Source organism: uncultured Shewanella sp. (assembly GCF_947497935.1).
Taxonomy (GTDB): domain Bacteria; phylum Pseudomonadota; class Gammaproteobacteria; order Enterobacterales; family Shewanellaceae; genus Shewanella.
Map to the genome: position 1 here is coordinate 249764 of NZ_CANMIO010000004.1, position 17583 is coordinate 267346.

The 17583-nt window shown below is 46.5% G+C and carries 11 protein-coding genes; 10 read left to right on the top strand and 1 reads right to left on the bottom strand.

What is annotated here, in order from left to right; genetic code table 11:
• The first annotated feature begins 129 nt into the window (after positions 1 to 129).
• The 4 genes from glf to Q1A86_RS06630 all read left to right on the top strand — a co-directional run bounded on the left by glf (position 130) and on the right by Q1A86_RS06630 (position 6365).
• On the top strand, positions 130 to 1275 hold the full coding sequence (glf, locus tag Q1A86_RS06615; protein ID WP_299804448.1) for a UDP-galactopyranose mutase: 1146 nt from the start codon (positions 130 to 132) through the stop codon (positions 1273 to 1275).
• 23 nt (positions 1276 to 1298) lie between these two features.
• Complete coding sequence (locus tag Q1A86_RS06620) at positions 1299 to 2114, top strand: DUF707 domain-containing protein (protein ID WP_299804450.1); 816 nt, start codon at positions 1299 to 1301, stop codon at positions 2112 to 2114.
• 253 nt (positions 2115 to 2367) lie between these two features.
• On the top strand, positions 2368 to 5013 hold the full coding sequence (locus tag Q1A86_RS06625; RefSeq protein ID WP_299804453.1) for an HAD-IC family P-type ATPase: 2646 nt from the start codon (positions 2368 to 2370) through the stop codon (positions 5011 to 5013).
• Positions 5014 to 5120: 107 nt separating this feature from the next.
• Complete coding sequence (locus Q1A86_RS06630) at positions 5121 to 6365, top strand: cation:proton antiporter (RefSeq protein ID WP_299804456.1); 1245 nt, start codon at positions 5121 to 5123, stop codon at positions 6363 to 6365.
• Positions 6366 to 6458: 93 nt separating this feature from the next.
• On the opposite strand, the gene Q1A86_RS06635 is transcribed toward Q1A86_RS06630, so the two are convergent.
• Positions 6459 to 11012: a biotin carboxylase N-terminal domain-containing protein gene (locus Q1A86_RS06635; protein ID WP_299804458.1), complete on the bottom strand. Its 4554-nt coding sequence runs from the start codon at positions 11010 to 11012 to the stop codon at positions 6459 to 6461.
• A 122-nt stretch (positions 11013 to 11134) separates the two neighbouring features.
• On the opposite strand from Q1A86_RS06635, the gene Q1A86_RS06640 reads away from it, so the two are divergent.
• The 6 genes from Q1A86_RS06640 (at position 11135) to gshB (ending at position 17578) form a co-directional block, all read left to right on the top strand.
• Entirely contained in the window at positions 11135 to 12046 is a 912-nt protein-coding gene (locus Q1A86_RS06640) for a LysR family transcriptional regulator (protein ID WP_299804460.1), read from the top strand.
• A gap of 467 nt (positions 12047 to 12513) precedes the next feature.
• Complete coding sequence (locus tag Q1A86_RS06645) at positions 12514 to 13674, top strand: hypothetical protein (protein WP_299804463.1); 1161 nt, start codon at positions 12514 to 12516, stop codon at positions 13672 to 13674.
• Positions 13675 to 14270: 596 nt separating this feature from the next.
• Positions 14271 to 14849: a SprT family zinc-dependent metalloprotease gene (locus Q1A86_RS06650; protein WP_299804465.1), complete on the top strand. Its 579-nt coding sequence runs from the start codon at positions 14271 to 14273 to the stop codon at positions 14847 to 14849.
• A 167-nt stretch (positions 14850 to 15016) separates the two neighbouring features.
• Entirely contained in the window at positions 15017 to 15760 is a 744-nt protein-coding gene (locus Q1A86_RS06655) for an endonuclease (protein WP_299804467.1), read from the top strand.
• Positions 15761 to 15773: 13 nt separating this feature from the next.
• Positions 15774 to 16505: a 16S rRNA (uracil(1498)-N(3))-methyltransferase gene (rsmE, locus tag Q1A86_RS06660; RefSeq protein ID WP_299804470.1), complete on the top strand. Its 732-nt coding sequence runs from the start codon at positions 15774 to 15776 to the stop codon at positions 16503 to 16505.
• A gap of 119 nt (positions 16506 to 16624) precedes the next feature.
• The gene (gshB, locus tag Q1A86_RS06665; protein WP_299804472.1) at positions 16625 to 17578 is read left to right on the top strand and encodes a glutathione synthase; all 954 of its coding nucleotides are present in this window, start codon (positions 16625 to 16627) and stop codon (positions 17576 to 17578) included.
• Positions 17579 to 17583: the final 5 nt, after the last annotated feature.

Below are 17583 nucleotides of genomic sequence, written 5' to 3' on the forward strand. Positions count from 1 at the left end.
TAAAACCACAACAGCACGCGAGTAAGTACATACCAGCAACTTTTTAGCCCTAAAGTAATTAATTTCACTCAAATCATATTTTTGTCATGTAAAATATCCCTTGGTTAACTGACTGCTAATACTATATACATGATACTTAAAATCGGAATTGCTGGAGCCGGATTCTCTGGTGCTGTTATCGCCAATGAGCTAGCCAAAGCTGGCCACCAAGTAACAGTATTTGAGCCCCGAAAACATGTTGCAGGTAATTGCTACTCTTCTCGAGATGGCGAGAGCAATATTATGCAACATCATTTTGGCCCGCATATTTTCCACACCGATAAAGCGCATATTTGGGACTATATCACTCAGCTTGGGCAGATGATGCCATTTACAAATAGAGTAAAGGCAGTGAGTAATGGTCAGGTTTATTCATTGCCCATTAACCTTCACACTATCAATCAATTTTTTAATGCACAGATGTCGCCAGCAGAGGCTAAGCAGTTCATTGCCAACCAAGCAGATTCAAGTATTCAGCAGCCAGAGAACTTTGAACAACAAGCCCAAAAAATGATTGGTGAATCACTCTATCAAGCGTTTTTCAAGCATTACACCATTAAGCAGTGGGGGCGATCGCCTGCCGACTTGCCTGCAAGTATTTTAAAGCGCTTACCCGTTAGATTTAATTATGACGATAATTACTTTAACCACCCTTTTCAGGGGATGCCGATTGAAGGCTATACTCCATTAATTGAAAAGTTACTCGATCACCCTAATATCAACTTACAACTCGGCTCCAGATTCTGCGCAGCAATGACATCAGACTATGATCATGTGTTTTTCTCGGGGCCGTTAGATGCCTATTTCGATTATCAACTCGGTCGACTGCCCTATCGAACTTTAGACTTTCGTAAAGAAACCCATGAGGGTGACTACCAAGGTAATGCGGTAATTAACTATTGCGATAATAGCCAAGCCTATACTCGGATCAGTGAGCATAAACACTTTACCCCTTGGGAAGCACATGCTCGTACCGTGATATTTAAAGAATACAGCCGCGAAGCAACTGCTGACGACACCCCCTACTATCCCGTCAGACTCAGTGGTGATAACTCCATGCTTGAACGCTATATTGAGCTTGCCAAACAACAGCAAAATATCACTTTTGTTGGCCGACTGGGGACCTATCGCTACCTAGATATGGACGCAACGATTGATGAAGCATTAACTGCCAGTCAGATCTTTTTGGATACGTTAGTAACTCAACAAACCATGCCAGCTTTTACTGCACAATAGATAGATTTTTAGAGTCATTTGATATGAAAAAATACTTAGTCATTGCCCGAGTAGGTGACAACTCACTGCATCCCCGTTGGTTAGAAAACGCAGCGCCTAATTTTGATTTATTCTTAAGTTACTTTGGTGATAAGCCTAATCACTATCAAGCAGAAGCGACTTATTATGAGCAGGTAAAAGGAGGAAAGTGGCCAATAATCCATAAGCTGATTGAAAACAACTGGGCATTCATATCGCAATATGACGCAGTCTGGTTACCCGATGATGACATCATGACCGATGCGAATACCATCAACAAGATGTTCAGCCTATTTGATGGCTTTGGTCTAGCGCTAGCACAACCCGCGCTAACCATGGACTCCTACTTCTCCCATTCAAGTTTACTACGTCAACCGAACTCTGTTTTACGCTACAGTAACTTTGTTGAAGTCATGGTGCCGGTATTTTCAGCCAATGCCTTACAGGCCTTAAAAGGAACTTTTGCGCAAAGCCCATCGGGGTGGGGGCTCGATGCTCTTTGGCCCCATCTCATTGAAAATAAAGACTTCAAGAATATTGCCGTTATTGATGCAACTGCAGTTATTCATACTCGCCCTGTCGGTGGCGAACTGTATAAGCTTAACCCCGAGCTGTCACCAGCAAGAGATGCTGAACAACTTCAAAGCTTATATCCGCAGTTCAATATTAGTCGTCGCCACGCTCCTAATAAGTTTAAAGTTTTTAGCCAGATCTCTGAATCCAACTTATGCACCTCAATTTTGGCGAGCATAAGAGGAAAATATCAAAGAGTTATTGCCAAATACAAAGCTAAAAAGCACCCCAAATATAGTAATAGCTAATCCAGATATTACGATTGACAAAAGTGTATGAGATAAAGCTTTTTATTAAGGCAACTTATCTCATGCTCAGCCTCATTAACGGCATTGGGCTTGTACACAACGACAAGCACCATCCCTAAAAACTTCTTTTCCCACAAGCCACGAGAGTCATTACCCTTTGATACTGGTCAATTAAACGCCTTAAAACATATCCTGCCCTATAATTATTGACTATAGATCAAGGGATGAAACAAAGCTGACAGCTGGAGGCTATGTGGCAACTCAAGGGCTGACTACCGTACAGGCGCTAGAGCGACTAAAGCTGTATGGAGCAAACTGTTTACCTAAACCGCTCAGGAATAGTTTTTTTAAGCTGTTTCTTATCCAATTTCGCAGCGCATTCATCTATGTGTTACTGGTGGCAGTGATAGTTTGCTTACTGCTTGGCCAGCTTATCAATGCGTTTTTTATCTCGGTCGTATTACTTATCAACGCGCTTATTGGCACTATTCAGGAATATTCGGCGCAGCAAGCTGCCGATTCACTGACTCAAATGGTGCCGCAGCAGAGCCGAGTAATCCGCGATGGTCACCCAATACTCCTTAACAGTGAAGAGCTGGTTCCCGGTGATTGGGTAACCCTCAATAGCGGCGATCGTATAGGTGCCGACATCAGCCTAAAGCAATCGACTCAGTTTCAAGTCGATGAGTCAGCCCTGACTGGAGAGTCAGTCTCTGTCAGTAATAAGACGCAAGCGTTTGCTGGTACCTTAGTCACCCATGGCCGAGCCGAAGGCGAAGTCATGGCTACCGGAAACAAGACACAAATTGGACAGATAGCCAAGCTGGTTCACCAAGGAAGCCACACCAAACCACCGCTGAACCAGAGGATAGATCAGTTCACCCTGCGCATCGCAATCGCGATTATTATCATCATAGCCTTGATTTTTGGCCTCACCTTATTGCGTGGCGCAGCCCTCTCCGATGTGTTCTTACTCGGCGTGGCATTAGCCGTATCAGCCATTCCAGAGGGACTCCCCGCAGCGATTACCGTCGCCTTATCCATAGGAATGAAACGTATGGCTAAGGCCAACGTAATCGTGCGCAAACTGGTTGCGGTTGAGGCGCTCGGCTCCTGCACCTTTATCGCCTCCGATAAGACTGGCACCTTGACTGTTAATGAGATGACCATAGGTCAAATCTGGTTGGCGGATGATCGTCTATATGATGTAACGGGTGAAGGCCTGAGCCCCATAGGTACAGTGCATCGCTCTGGAGAAGAAACTCCCGCTGACTCAGCGCTTAATACTTCAGAACTTAATAGTTCAGAGCTAGATGGATTACAGCAAGACTGCTTAGCAAAGGATAGCCAGCTTAAACAGTTAGTCACAGCTGGCACACTCGCCAATGAAGCACACTTAGTGTTTGAAGGGGATCAGATTCATGCAGATGGTGACGGTGTCGATCTTGCCTTTCTCATATTAGGACACAAGTTCAATCTCCCCCCCTATCCGGTGCAGCGGCGGCTGAAGTTATTCCCCTATGAATCTGAAAAAGGTTTCAGTGCCAGTGTCGATGAAACAGAAGTCGGCCCCAAAATCTCGGTGAAGGGGGCGGTAGAGAAACTCCTGCCCATGTGCTCACTAAACAAAGAGATGCAGCAAAGTATCCTCATACAAACCCAATCCATGGCGAGAAGAGGTTATCGAGTTCTAGCCTTGGCTCATGGCTTAGGCAATCCACTAGATGATCACTTTAGCGGGCTCGAATTTCTAGGCTTAGTCGCCATGAGCGATCCCTTAAGGCCCGACGCTATTGATGCAGTTGCAGCCTGCCGCCAAGCCAAGATCAAGGTTGCCATGATCACTGGCGATCACCCAGCCACCGCATTGACGCTGTCGCAACAACTCAAGATTGCCAATGAAACGGACTGCGCTATCACAGGTCAAACCCTCGAACAAGCGAGACTGCAAGATATCAATGCTTTCGACCGACTCGTGGCCAACCACAGAGTGTTTGCTAGGGTCAAACCCAAGCAGAAGATGGAGATCACCGAGTCGCTTATCAGGCAAGGGGAATTTGTCGCCATGACCGGAGACGGTGTCAATGACGCTCCGGCCTTAAAACATGCCCATGTGGGGATAGCCATGGGGCTCAGGGGCACGGATGTCGCCAGAGAAAGCGCCTCACTCGTGCTAACTGATGATAAGTTTAGCTCAATCGTTAAAGGGGTTATCGAAGGGCGGATCGTTTATAACAATATTCGCAAGGTGATTTATCTGCTTATCAGTACTGGGGCGGCTGAAATATTTCTATTTATCCTCAGCGTATTGTTTGCGCTACCGATCCCCCTCTTTCCACTGCAGATCCTCTGGCTCAATATCGTCACCAATGGCGTTCAAGACGTAGCCCTCGCCTTTGAACCCGCTGAAGGCAGAGAGCTATCTCAAGCCCCTCGTTCCCCCAAGGAGCCCATTTTCGATCGTCTAATGATTGAGAGAGTCTGCAGTAGCGCACTGACCATGGGGCTTGTGGCCTTCGGCCTATTTGCCACCTCGTTAAATATGGGGGCCGATGAAGTTGAAGCTCGAAACCTCACTTTAATGCTAATGGTGTTATTTGAGAACGTACACGCCCTCAACAGTCGCTCCGAACATAGATCTTTACTGCGCACTCCTTTGCTAAGTAACCCAATATTACTTATCGGAATTCTAGTGGCTCAAGGGATCCATATTGGCGCCATGTATACACCAGGACTTAGCGATGCACTCCAACTGAGCCCTATTAACCTTAACCTATGGCTGCTCTTGCTCGCCATGGCTTCAGTGCTCTTCGTTGTAGACGAAGCACATAAAAAGTATTGGCGCTGGACTCGCCATCCAGAGCAAATCGCTCCAATAGCGGAGCATCCACGAGAGTAGTCAACAACTGGTCTTTACTAACTAGCAGTGTGACAAGGTCAAATATTAGACTTTATACCAGGCCACAACTATTCTCATACTAGTCAACCAAAGGGTTGGAAATACAGATGCGCTTTCTATATTTAGTTCTTGTATTACTTGCAGTTACCAGGGTATTTGCCGTTTTAGCCAAACGCTTAAACTTACCGCCAATTGTCGGTGAATTGGTGTCGGGGATCGCACTGGGGCTATTTCTGCACCGCTTTCAAGACTCATTTCCCCTGCTATGGGAAGTCACCCAAGGTGAAGCATTTGAGGCTCTGGCCGATCTGGGCATGTTTTTCCTTATGCTACTGGCGGGTGTACGCATGAGTCCGCTCGACTTCAAGAAGACATCGGGGTCAGCCCCTGCCGTCGCGGTGGGTGGTATGTTAGTGCCTATTGTTGCAGGTACTGTGATTGGGCTGATACTGTTTCCGGAATCCCCCTTCAAAACGGTACAGAGCTGGTTCTTAGGTACCGCCCTTGCCGTTACCGCTGTACCAGTAACCATACGTATGCTGATGGAGTTTAACCGCTTAGATACTGAGGAAGGGAGAACGATTATCGCCGCAGCGCTGTGGGACGACTTGTTAAGTCTATTTATCCTAGCACTGTTATTAGCCGCCATAAGCAATGGTGGCACACTCTCTTTTTCCTTTGAGTTGTGGGGACCTCTGTTAGCTAAGGTACTACTATTTTTCGCGATTACCATCCCTGTCGGTTATTACCTGTTTCCTCTCGTTGGGAGTTACCTCAAACTCACAAATATTCCCGATATCGATTTTAGTATGCTGTTAATCGCCTCTCTGGCATATGCGGTACTCGCAGAAATGCTAGGGCTACACTTCATCATCGGCGCCTTTGTCGCTGGTATGTTTTTTCACCCCGCCGTGGTAGAGCAAGATGTTTTTGACCATGTAGAGGGGCAAACCTCCGGTATTACCTCAGGATTCCTTGCGCCGATTTTTTTCGTGTCGATAGGGTTTCACCTAGATCTAACGTCACTGCTATCTATACCAGGCTTTGTTGCTCTACTGGTTAGTGTTGCCATACTCAGCAAGCTAATCGGGGCTGGATTATGTGCACGGGCTACGGGTCATAGCACTCAAGAGTCACTGCGAATTGGAGTCGCTATGAGCGGCCGAGGGGCTGTGGAGATTGTCTTGGCTGGCGTGGCCTTGCAAGCAGGGCTCTTTAACCACCCTGAGCCTACACCACCAATTATAGCGGGACTATTTTCTGCCATAGTGATCATGGCAATAACCACCAGCATTATCACTCCACTGCTGTTAGCCTTTTTAATTCGATTCCACGGGGTGGATAAAGAGTAACAGACAAAAAAATACCCACGTAATGTGGGTATTTTTAGCCGATAAATTCTCCGCTATCGCTTGGAGTAAGCCAATAACGGAGTATTTAAGCCATTAGGCAACAGGTGACACAACAAATAGCAACTCACCTTGAGAAACTTGCTGACCGTTACTGTTAAGAATACGCTCGATACGATACTGCTGATCTTCAGGGTAAAGTACTGCATTCTTACGGTTAAAGCCGGCTAGAGTGACCTGTGAGAACATCTTCATCGCTTCTGTAAGCGCTAAAGTCTGATCTACAGTAACGATGTCGCCTTCTTTAACGAAGTCGGCTTCACCTGGCGCTGGAGAGGTGTAGAAGATACCTGCACCCTGTGCCATCACTTTAAGCTCATTACTCTCACCCACACGTAGTGATGCAGTGTCAACGCCAACAGTCTCTGCTGCCGCTTCCATTTCAGCAATCATCTCTGGCACGTCTAGCTCTGCCATAAAGCGTGGTAGGTAGTTAGTATCGTAAACACCTTCGTTAAACGTGCCATCTTTAAGAATACGCGTTAACAATGGAATGTTGGTCGCGATACCTTTAATCACCACTTGATTCGCTAGGTAATCGTGTAGCTTAACAATTACATCTTCACGGCTCTCACCACGGCAGATGATCTGTGCAATCAAGCTATCGTAGTAAGGAGAAACCTCTTTACCTTCACCCGCGATTGAGATGATTTCAATGTCATCACGCTCTGGCATCTGGTACTCAGTGATTAGACCTGGGTACGGCAGTAATTGCAGTACGCCATTGCTATCAAGCGCCGCTTTCTCTGCCGTTACACGGACTTCCATCGCGTAACCAATCTCTTGTGGCTCAAGCTCGGCAATCGAACGGCCCGCAGCGATATCAAAACCAGCGCTAACAATATCGATACCCGATGTTGCTTCAGTCACTGGATGCTCAACCTGCAGACGAGTGTTCATCTCCATAAAGTAGACTTCGTTTGCGTCTAAGTTATAGATAAATTCAACCGTACCTGCGCCCATGTAATCAGTTGCATCACCGAGTGCACGGGTATATTCCATCACGCGCTGCTTAAGCTCATCAGGCAACATTGTTGAACCAGACTCTTCAACCACTTTCTGGTTGTTACGCTGTACAGAACAGTCACGTAGACCCAGTACCTTAGTGTTACCAAATTGGTCACGTAGTAACTGGACTTCGATGTGACGTAGTGAAGTAACATACTTCTCTAAGTACAAGTCACCATTACCGAACGCTGCAGCCGCTTCAGTAGAGGTCTTTTGGAACAGAGCAATCATATCGCCTGGACGTTCGACAACCTGAATACCTTTACCGCCACCGCCTTGTACCGCTTTAAGCAGCACTGGGTAACCAATTTCGCTGGCTACGTTTACCGCTTGCTCTGCGTTAGTCAAGATACCGTGGCTACCAGGTACAACAGGCACGTTTTGCGCTTGTGAGGTCTTAATCGCATTCGACTTGTTACCCATAGTCGTCATGCTGTGTACGCTTGGGCCAACGAAATTAACGCCGTTGTTTACACAAAGAGCCGCAAACTGTGGGCTTTCCGATAGGAAACCAATACCTGGGTGCAGTGCATCTACGTTTTCATATTCGGCAACTTTAAGTACCGAGTATGCGTTTAGATAACTTTCATCAGAGGTGTTACCACCGATACAAACTAGCTTATCGTCACCTTTAAGCATATCTGCTGGTACAGAAGTCATATCTGGGTCTGATGCAACCAGTACCACGTTAATGTTGTTGTCGTGCGCCTTGCGGATAAGCTTAACAGCAGTACAACCACGAGCGTGAACCAGTACCTTCTCAATCGGCTTCATCAACTGACGCGGATCGTCCTGAACAATCTCTTCTTCGGCGATTAAACGTTCTGGTACTAATGTCGATACCGCACTCGCAATCACATCCACAATCTTAGCCGTTGGCTTTGGCATCAATGGATCGATGCTTTGTAGTTGATCGTCAATCGTGTCACTAAATGGGTTAGTCACCAAGGCATTCATCGCACCAGGCACTTTCGACAAGTAGTTAGATAGGGTCGAAGTTGATGGCAAGTATGCAGGCACAACCATTTGACCCGCGAACGGCATGTTAGTACCTGATAGGTAGTAAGTTTGTACAAGCGGATGCGTCACAAAACTCGCCTGTGCACCACCAGTACAGTCACCATAACCAAACATCAATACTGGCAATTCGTTATCACGAATAAAGCGAGTAATACGGTCGTTCACTACAGCCATTGAGAATAGCGCCGCAGCACCTTCTTTAGTCTGCATACCACCCGAACTGATGAAACAGATAACCGGTAGTTTACGCTTAGCACACTCAATCAATAGCGCACTGAACTTCTCAGCGGCGGCCATATCGAATGCACCGGCTTGGAATGCAGTATTCGATACCGCAACACCCACACGCATCGGCTGACCATTCTGTTCAAAATCAGCAAGACCTGTGATTAAACCACATGGGCGAATGCCCTTATCTAATGCATCTTCGATAGATAGACGGAAACCAGGGAAGTTAAGTAGGTTTGCCGAAATCTTGTCGCCATTAATCTCTTCAAACTCAGTGAAGAACTTAGCAACAATTGATTCCCAACCCATTTTGCCCGTACGTTTTTCATCACGTAGCACTTTCTGGATCAACAAGTCTTGATAACCCATGGTCAAGCGGTTCCAGAAGTCTTTACGACGACCGATACGCACAGGGTTAATCGCGCCAGTGTATTCACCGCTTTCTTCTTCGCTGTCGAAATACTCAGGGAGTAAACGCTCGAAGAAGTAAGTCAAAATAACGAATAGACTGTCGTTCAGCTGTGGGAAACCAACACTCTTCCACTGCTCGGTACGAGTCAGTAGCTCGGCGCGGTTTGACTGTGACATAAAGTACTTAAGCCACTTGTAGAACTTGTTCTTGTCGTTAGCCACATTTTGCGTCGATAGCGCACGGTCAATTGAGTCATGTAGCAAGTTATCAACTGAATTACGTGACAAGCTCTTAGACATCATGGCTTCTTTAGCGATAGACGCTAGGTTGCCCACTACGTTGTCGTAAAGTGCGTTAAATACCAAGATGTTATGACATTGCCAGATGAAGTCTTCACGAAGTTCATCGTGAACAATCACATCAAGTACAGTTAGCTTGTTCAGCTCAGGCCAGTCCGCTTGAGTCACTTCAGATGGAAGCGTCTCTAGGTAATTGATAAGGCCGTTGAAGTTGTTCTCAGCGTTACCTTTCCAGCGGTGATATAGCGACCAGCTGATATTAAAGATAAGTGCCTTACGAGCCTTCTTATAGTTCTCTTTGGGTTCACCCAAAATCAAACGCGTTAGCATGTTACGCTCGGTAGACACGTCATCACGCTTAGCGATGAAGTTGCCCCATAGCTTGTTCAGCTCTTCGTCATAAACCAGTTTATCTGGGCTTGATAACCAAGACTGGAATACACGATCTTGCTCTTGCTGAATACGCGCTAACAAATCACCTTCAGGTACGCTCACCTTAGATAGACGACCATACTGCTCTTGCGAGATAGAATGGATACGGCTACGCAGCGTCAGGTAACGCAAGTAACGGTAGGTACTACCAAATAGGTTCAAATGCATGGTTGGGTTATTAGCAACCGCTAGCTCTGCGTTGAGCTCCAATGCTTCAAGACTCTTAGATGGGCTAAGGAAACGCTCTAAGCTGCGATCGTAGTGCTCACGTAAATCTTCTGACTCACGGACAAAGTTGACGGCTGCTTTTTCTACCGCTTCAATGCTGCTAATAATCGCACGGCGAAGGTTGTGCTGACGCTCATCTCTGTCTGATGGTGAGAAATCGATGATGCCATCGATACAGCCTGAGGTATAAAGCTCTTCAGGTGAAACACCTACTGATTTCGCACATTCCTGCCAAGATAGGTTGTACTTACGCGCAATGCTCTGTAGACCCTGTGGCTGAATGGTGTTGAAAATACCATCGCGTAGCGATAACAAGATGTTTGCAGCGGCTAGCGGAATTGCGCCACCTGAGTAACCCGCGCCGATAACAATACCAATAGTCGGTACGTCAACATTCGCGCTCTCGGCAATCGCTTTAGAAATAGAGTGTGCTTGGTTCTGGCTATTAGCGATTTCACCGGCATCGGCACCGGGGGTGTCGATAAGGTAAACAATCGGCATAGACAGTTCAGCAAAGTGACGAATCGCTTTACAGCAGGCGATGTGGTGCTCAGGCATCCATGCACCGTTTGCTGTTGTACGCTCTTGCGCCACAAAACCGATACGGCGAGTACGAGATCCAAAATTCAGTTCGATCTCAGCACTATAAAAAGGGCCGATATGGGTTTCAGTAATGAGTTTGCCTTTAAGGTCGGCAATAATGCGCTTAGCGCCTGGACGATTTTTATCTTGGGTCGGTTGAATCACCTTAGTGACATAACCATCAACGTCTAACTGAGCCAAGTCTTTAAGGTTCGCTTGAATCGCGTCGTCGTCTAAAAGACCTTTAATCTCTTCTGAAAGCGTCTGCTTGCTGTGCTCAGGAAACAATGAAAAGTCTTTTGCTAACTGCTCTGCTTTTAGAAAAAGCGGATCGGCAGTTTGCACTTGAGTCATGTTAGCGGGCTGATTTTTGCTGGTCATCGAAAGATCCTCTGCTTTTAGCCTCTGAAATTTTTAGCCCGTAAATATAACTTTGTTATCCCGTCAATTGCTATTAAACTGCACTAGACGCTTTGTTCCATATTTGAGACAGTGGAGATAACATGCCTGATTTAAACGGTATGATGCTCTTTGCGGCGGTAGTTAGAGCCAAAGGTTTCTCTCAAGCTGCCCGTGAAATAGGCATGCCAAAATCAACCATTAGTCGTAAGGTTGCCCAGCTAGAAGAACAGCTTGGCGTGCGACTCTTGCAGCGAGATACCCGCAATCTAAGTTTAACTCAGGTCGGTGCGCTATTTTTTCAGCATTGCTCCAGTATAAGCGATGAAATTGAAGCTGCAAAAGCCACAGTGGAAAATACCCATAATGACGTCTCTGGTCTGCTACGTATAGCTATTCCCGTCTCTTTCAGCCAAGAATTAATCGCCACCTTGTGTAGTGGTTTTCTGCGCCTTTACCCCAACATCGAGTTAGATGTTCAGTTTACCGATAGTGATGTGGGTTTAGTGGGAGAAGGTTATGATATCGCTATCAAGTACGGTCCACTGCAATCATCGGATCTTGTCGCCAGACTACTATTCGAGCGCCAGCCAATATTGGTTGCTAGCCCTGGTTACCTAAAAGTCCATGGCACACCTGCAACACCGCAAGATTTAGCCGAGCATAGCGGGATCTTGTTGGGTACCTCTCGTTCTGCGCCAATCTGGCCCCTAGGCAAAGGCGCCAGAAAAACCATGGTTAACTTTCAGCGTAAGGTTCGAGTCAATAGCGCTGTGATGGTAAAACAATTGGTAATGGACGATTTTGGCATTGCCATGCTGTCTAACTCTGTGTGCAAGAATGAGCTGGCAAGCGGTTCTTTAGTGCCTATTCTACAGGAGTGGCCCATGGAAGCCTTTAAGGTATATGGGGTGTATTCGAGCAGGCGCCAGCTAGCCACTAACATCAGTGTGTTTCTGGACTTCTTCCATAAGCGATTCACCAACCAAGAATCCTTGCAGTCGTTAATGATGTAATCTCAATTTGCAACGCGAGGCAGTAACAGCCTCAACCTATAGTAATTATCTCTTATGAATTAGCTCCTCGATACTGGAGCTTTTTCGAGCCCCCCCATTAATCATTACGACCCGAGATCAGATATTTCACTCTCTTTGATACCAATCAATCTAATAACCTCACTCTAGAAGTGTTTGCGTTTACCGCGAATGCCTAACCCTGCTGTTAGGTTCTGCTACATCGAGTCCTAGTGATAGGCATATCTGCGGACCATACTATTACTTACCCCCTTCAAGCATACAGGTGCAACACCATACCCTCGTCGATTAATGCCGACTTAGGGACATTCACATCACTTTCAATGAGATTTATTGTGGTGCATACTGAGCGTCAGATATCTTGGAACCCAATATAAAACTGCAACTTAACCACGATAAACCCAAAGTGGGACAGCGGAGTTGCAGCCATAATAATAAAGGACTTGGCAATGACTACTTTCGGCACAGTGGTACTCGTTAGTGCTATAACTTCATTAACGTTAATCCAACCCGCTTTTGCGAAACTTGATGTTGAGGAAAGCCGTCTAACGGCTGCAACTAAAGCCATGCCAGATGTCGTCAGCCGTTACCAAGCCTTTGTGAGTAATTTGAGCGAAAAGTACAGCCAACATTCCGATGAGCTCAAAGTCACCCAGATGGTGGCTCATCAAGGCCTTAGATTATGGCAACAAGCGGTGCGAGATGTGCAGTCGGGGCATTTGGATGATCGCTCTCTATATTGGAATCGCTTAGCGATGCGCGAACTACTAAAGACCCAGAAACCCGATTTTAACCTCGCCTCTTGGCAGCAAGATATTTTGATTAAAGCCGTCGAAAAGTCATCTCGTGGTTTTAGCGATCTCAACTTCAAAGATGATGCTCAGATAAAAATTCTACTCACTGGCTTCGACCCTTTCTTTCTTGATCGCAATATCGACCAGAGTAATCCCTCTGGGCTCGCAGCGCTGGCACTAGACGGTTACCGCTTTAAAATCGATGGCAAACAAGCACAGATAGAGACAGTGATGATCCCTGTCCGCTTTGCCGACTTCGATGAGGGCATGATTGAGTCTCTGCTCACGCCTATCTATCGTGATAATAGCGTAGACATTATTTTTACCGTCAGCATGGGACGTGATGATTTTGATCTCGAACGCTTCCCTGGGCGTAATCGCAGCGCTAGCGCACCAGACAACCTTAACGTGTTAACAGGCGCAAACAAGCTGGCTCCGATTGCGCCTAAATTTAATGGCGGCAGTTTAAATGGCCCAGAGTTTGTTGAGTTCTCTCTGCCTATTACTGCAATGCAAGCGGTGAAAGGCCCGTGGAAAGTCAATGACAACCACACTGTATCGACTCTTGAGCGAGGTGAATTTGAATCTGGCTCTCTAGCTCAACTTCAAGGCGCGACATCGGTAGAGGGTTCTGGCGGTGGCTACTTGTCTAATGAGATCTCCTATCGCGCCATCTTGCTGCAAAAACAATTTAATAGCAGCATTCCTGTTGGTCATATTCATACTCCGCGTATCGCCGCCTACGATGTCAAAATCGAGAGCGATATCGTCAAGCAAGTACAAGCTATGGTGGTCGCTGCCGCAGGCACGCTTTAATCTTAATGATGAGTAATAGCTCTACTCTCCTTCTAACCTGCTCGCTTGTTTGCTTAGCCTCAAGCGAGTAGCTGTATTCGCATCTATTTCGCACTGTTAACTGCCGTTACATTAACCCTAGAAGCTTTCTATAGCGGCGAGTGATACCAATCAGTATAAAGATTTGGTCGCTCAGCGAGAGTTTAGCGACACTGAGGCAAGGTCATTAAACGCTCCTGCATTAATGACATTCACCACATCCATGTGGTTTGCAACGAGTGAAGAGCATAGTTATTCTACGTTTAAGCTAGTTAACACAGTATCAGTGCCGCTAAAACTCGCCATTCTGGAGCGTTTTTGGCTGCCTACTTCTACGTTGAACAACTTCACAAGGGAGCAAACATTCCTTCAGTTATTCGCCTTGAATTAGTTTGCCAAAAAACGCTCTGAGTAGATAAACTTCTTATACTGATTGGTATGACAGATAGATGTAGTGCTAGTCTGCATTAGCCGCCTCGGTTAAAATAGCTAGGTTGAAGCCGTTATACGCTATTTTTTAGCTACAGCTTTTACATCTAATCATTTATATCCCGTTGTTATTGCAGTAGTGAGAGTTAATGTTCAAATCGCTTAATCCTTTCAAATCCTTACAGAGCAAAGAGTCGTCAACGGCCCCTTTGCATAACCAGCCTGAAATGAAGTTTGCGGATCCACTGCATCAGCAGGTGGCACTGCAAGTTGAAGATTGCTATCAAGTCGCGGAATCTAAACTGGGTAAACGCTTTCCAAGACCCGAGATCGGTTTTATGCTGCGTGGCAAGAGTGCCGGTACAGCCCACCTACAACTCAATAAGCTGCGCTTTAATCCCAAACTGCTTAACGATAATCAGCAAGCCTTCTTAGACGATGTCATCCCCCATGAGATCTGCCATTTGATAGCCTTCCAAGTCTATGGCCGCGTCAAACCCCATGGCAGAGAGTGGCAGTACTTGATGCAACACCTTTATGGGCGAGTACCGCGCACTACCCACAGCTTCGATACTCAATCTGTCGAGGGAAAAACCTTCGAGTATTTCTGCCAATGCGGGCCGATTAATCTCAGCATTCGTCGTCATAACAAGGTCCTGCGCGGAGAAACCCAATACCGCTGCCGCAGATGTGGTCAACTGCTATCCACAGCCCCTGTAAGTACTTAAGCAAGTACCTTTAAGCTGAAGGTGTTTTTACCGCGCTATTTGTTCACTAAAAGCTTATGTCCTACATAGCCACAAATCTTACATTGCGACAAAACAACGGCTCACTTACAATCCCGCCCAAATAAAAAAATGTTCCATCACTTCGATATTTTTTAGGGATTTTCTAAATGTCATTTATGAAAGTGCTCACTGTAGCACTCGGCCTTCTGTGGCTGTTACCTCAAACAACTTATGCTTCAACGGGTCATGCAAAAAGCTTCAACCAAGCTAAAAAAAATGTCCGTAAGATCTATCTTAACAACCTGCCTCAAACCAGTTTCTATTGTGGCTGTGATATCACGGTTAAAGGTAAGAAGTGGATCCCAGAACTTGATACTTGCGGCTATGAAATACGTAAGCAAAAAGTACGCGCATCGCGTATAGAGTGGGAACACGTGGTCCCAGCATGGGAGTTTGGTCATCAGCTATTGTGCTGGCAAGAAGGCGGACGTAAAAATTGTGGCCGTAAAGACCGAACCTTTAAAAAGATGGAATCCGATCTACATAACCTAGTCCCCGCCATCGGCGAAGTTAACGGCGATCGTAGTAACTATCGCTTTAGCCAATGGAATGCTAAACCGAATCAATATGGTCAATGTCAAGTCAGCGTCGATTTTAAAGGCCGCAAAGTTCAACCACCGGCTCATACTCGCGGCCAAATAGCGCGCACCTATTTTTATATGCAAAAAACATATGGTTTGAAAATATCCAGCAGCCAATTAAAGTTATTTAAGGCATGGGATAAAACCTACCCAGTTGATACTATTGAGTGTCGACGCGATCGAGAGATCGCCAAGGTTCAAGGCAACCACAATGAGTTTGTACAAGCTCAGTGTCAGCACTTGAATGACTCGAAAACACACGCAGAATAAGGCTTGTAACATCATGAGAGTGCCAAGAATTTACCAACAATCGCCACTTGCTATCGGCCAATCAGTTCCTTTAGATGATGAAGCTGCTGGCCATGTGGGCCGCGTGCTTAGAATGTCTGTGGGCGAACAGGTTAGCCTTTTCAATGGTGACGGCAACGATTACTTAGCCGAGATCATTAGCGCCAGTAAGAAAAACGTCGAAGTTAAGGTCCTCTCATGTGAGGCAAATAATAGCGAATCACCACTTAATTTACATTTAGGGCAAGTGATTTCTCGCGGCGACAGAATGGATTTCACCATTCAAAAATCAGTTGAGCTGGGCGTAAACACCATTACGCCTCTATTTTCTGAGCGCTGTGGTGTCAAATTAACTGGCGAGCGTTTAGAGAAAAAAATTCAGCAATGGCAAAAGATTGTGATTAGCGCCTGTGAGCAGTCTGGTCGCAGCGTGGTGCCAGTTGTTCGCCCAGCGATGCAACTGAGCGATTGGTGCGCAGAAGCGTCTGACGCGGTCAAACTGAACTTGCACCCACGCGCCTCTCACGGCGTAAACGGCCTAACCTTGCCTAATAACAGAGTGAGGCTAGTTATCGGTCCAGAGGGAGGATTATCCTCGGCCGAAATCGCCATGACCGAAGAGCACCTGTTTACCGACGTATTACTCGGGCCACGTGTGCTACGTACCGAAACCGCCGCACTCACCACCATTAGTGCCCTGCAGCTAAAATTTGGCGACATCGGCTAAATGGGCAAACATTGGCGACTATGGCTTAGCTTTAAAGTTTATCTCTTATAAACTAGAAATTAGCCATTATCGCCCCCATGTTGACCCTTGACACGAATATAAGATAAGGAAACCGCTCCATGATTAAACTCGGCATCGTGATGGATCCCATCAGCGACATCAACATCAAGAAAGATTCTAGCTTTGCAATGTTAATGGCAGCGCAATCCCGTGGTTACCAGCTGTTCTACATGGAAATGAGCGATCTCGCACTGGTTAATGGCCAGCCGATGGCGACCATGCGAGGCTTAACCGTGAAAGACGATCCACAGCAGTGGTATCAACTTGAAGAGGCGGTTGATACGCCTCTTGCCGAGCTTGATGTGATCTTAATGCGTAAGGATCCGCCTTTTGACACCGAATTTATCTATGCGACCTATATGCTTGAGCGCGCAGAAGAGCAAGGTGTGCTAATCGTTAACAAACCACAGAGCCTACGTGATGCCAACGAAAAGTTGTTTACCGCTTGGTTCTCAGAGTTCACCCCAGAAACTATCGTCACTCGAGATGAAAAGCGTATTCGAGCTTTTCACCAAGAAAAGGGCGACATCATACTTAAGCCACTCGATGGTATGGGCGGCACACTGATTTTCAGAATGAAGGCCGGCGATCCCAATACAGGCGTGATCATCGAAACCTTAACCGAATACGGTCAGCGCTATGCGATGGCACAAGCCTTTATTCCCGATATCACCTCCGGTGACAAACGCATCTTAGTGGTCGATGGCGAACCCGTTCCCTACTCGTTAGCGCGTATTCCGCAAAATGGCGAGACTCGTGGCAACTTAGCCGCCGGTGGTCGTGGGGTTGCGCAGCCGTTATCTGAGTCAGACTGGCATATCGCTCGCACCATTGGCCCTGAGCTTAAGAAGCGCGGCCTTATCTTTGTCGGCCTAGATGTCATCGGTGATAAGCTTACCGAAATTAACGTTACCAGCCCGACCTGCATTAAAGAAATTGAAGCAGCCTTCGATGTCGATATCACGGGCATGTTAATGGATGCTATCGAAGTACGTATCAACAAGTCATCTTAGCCAAA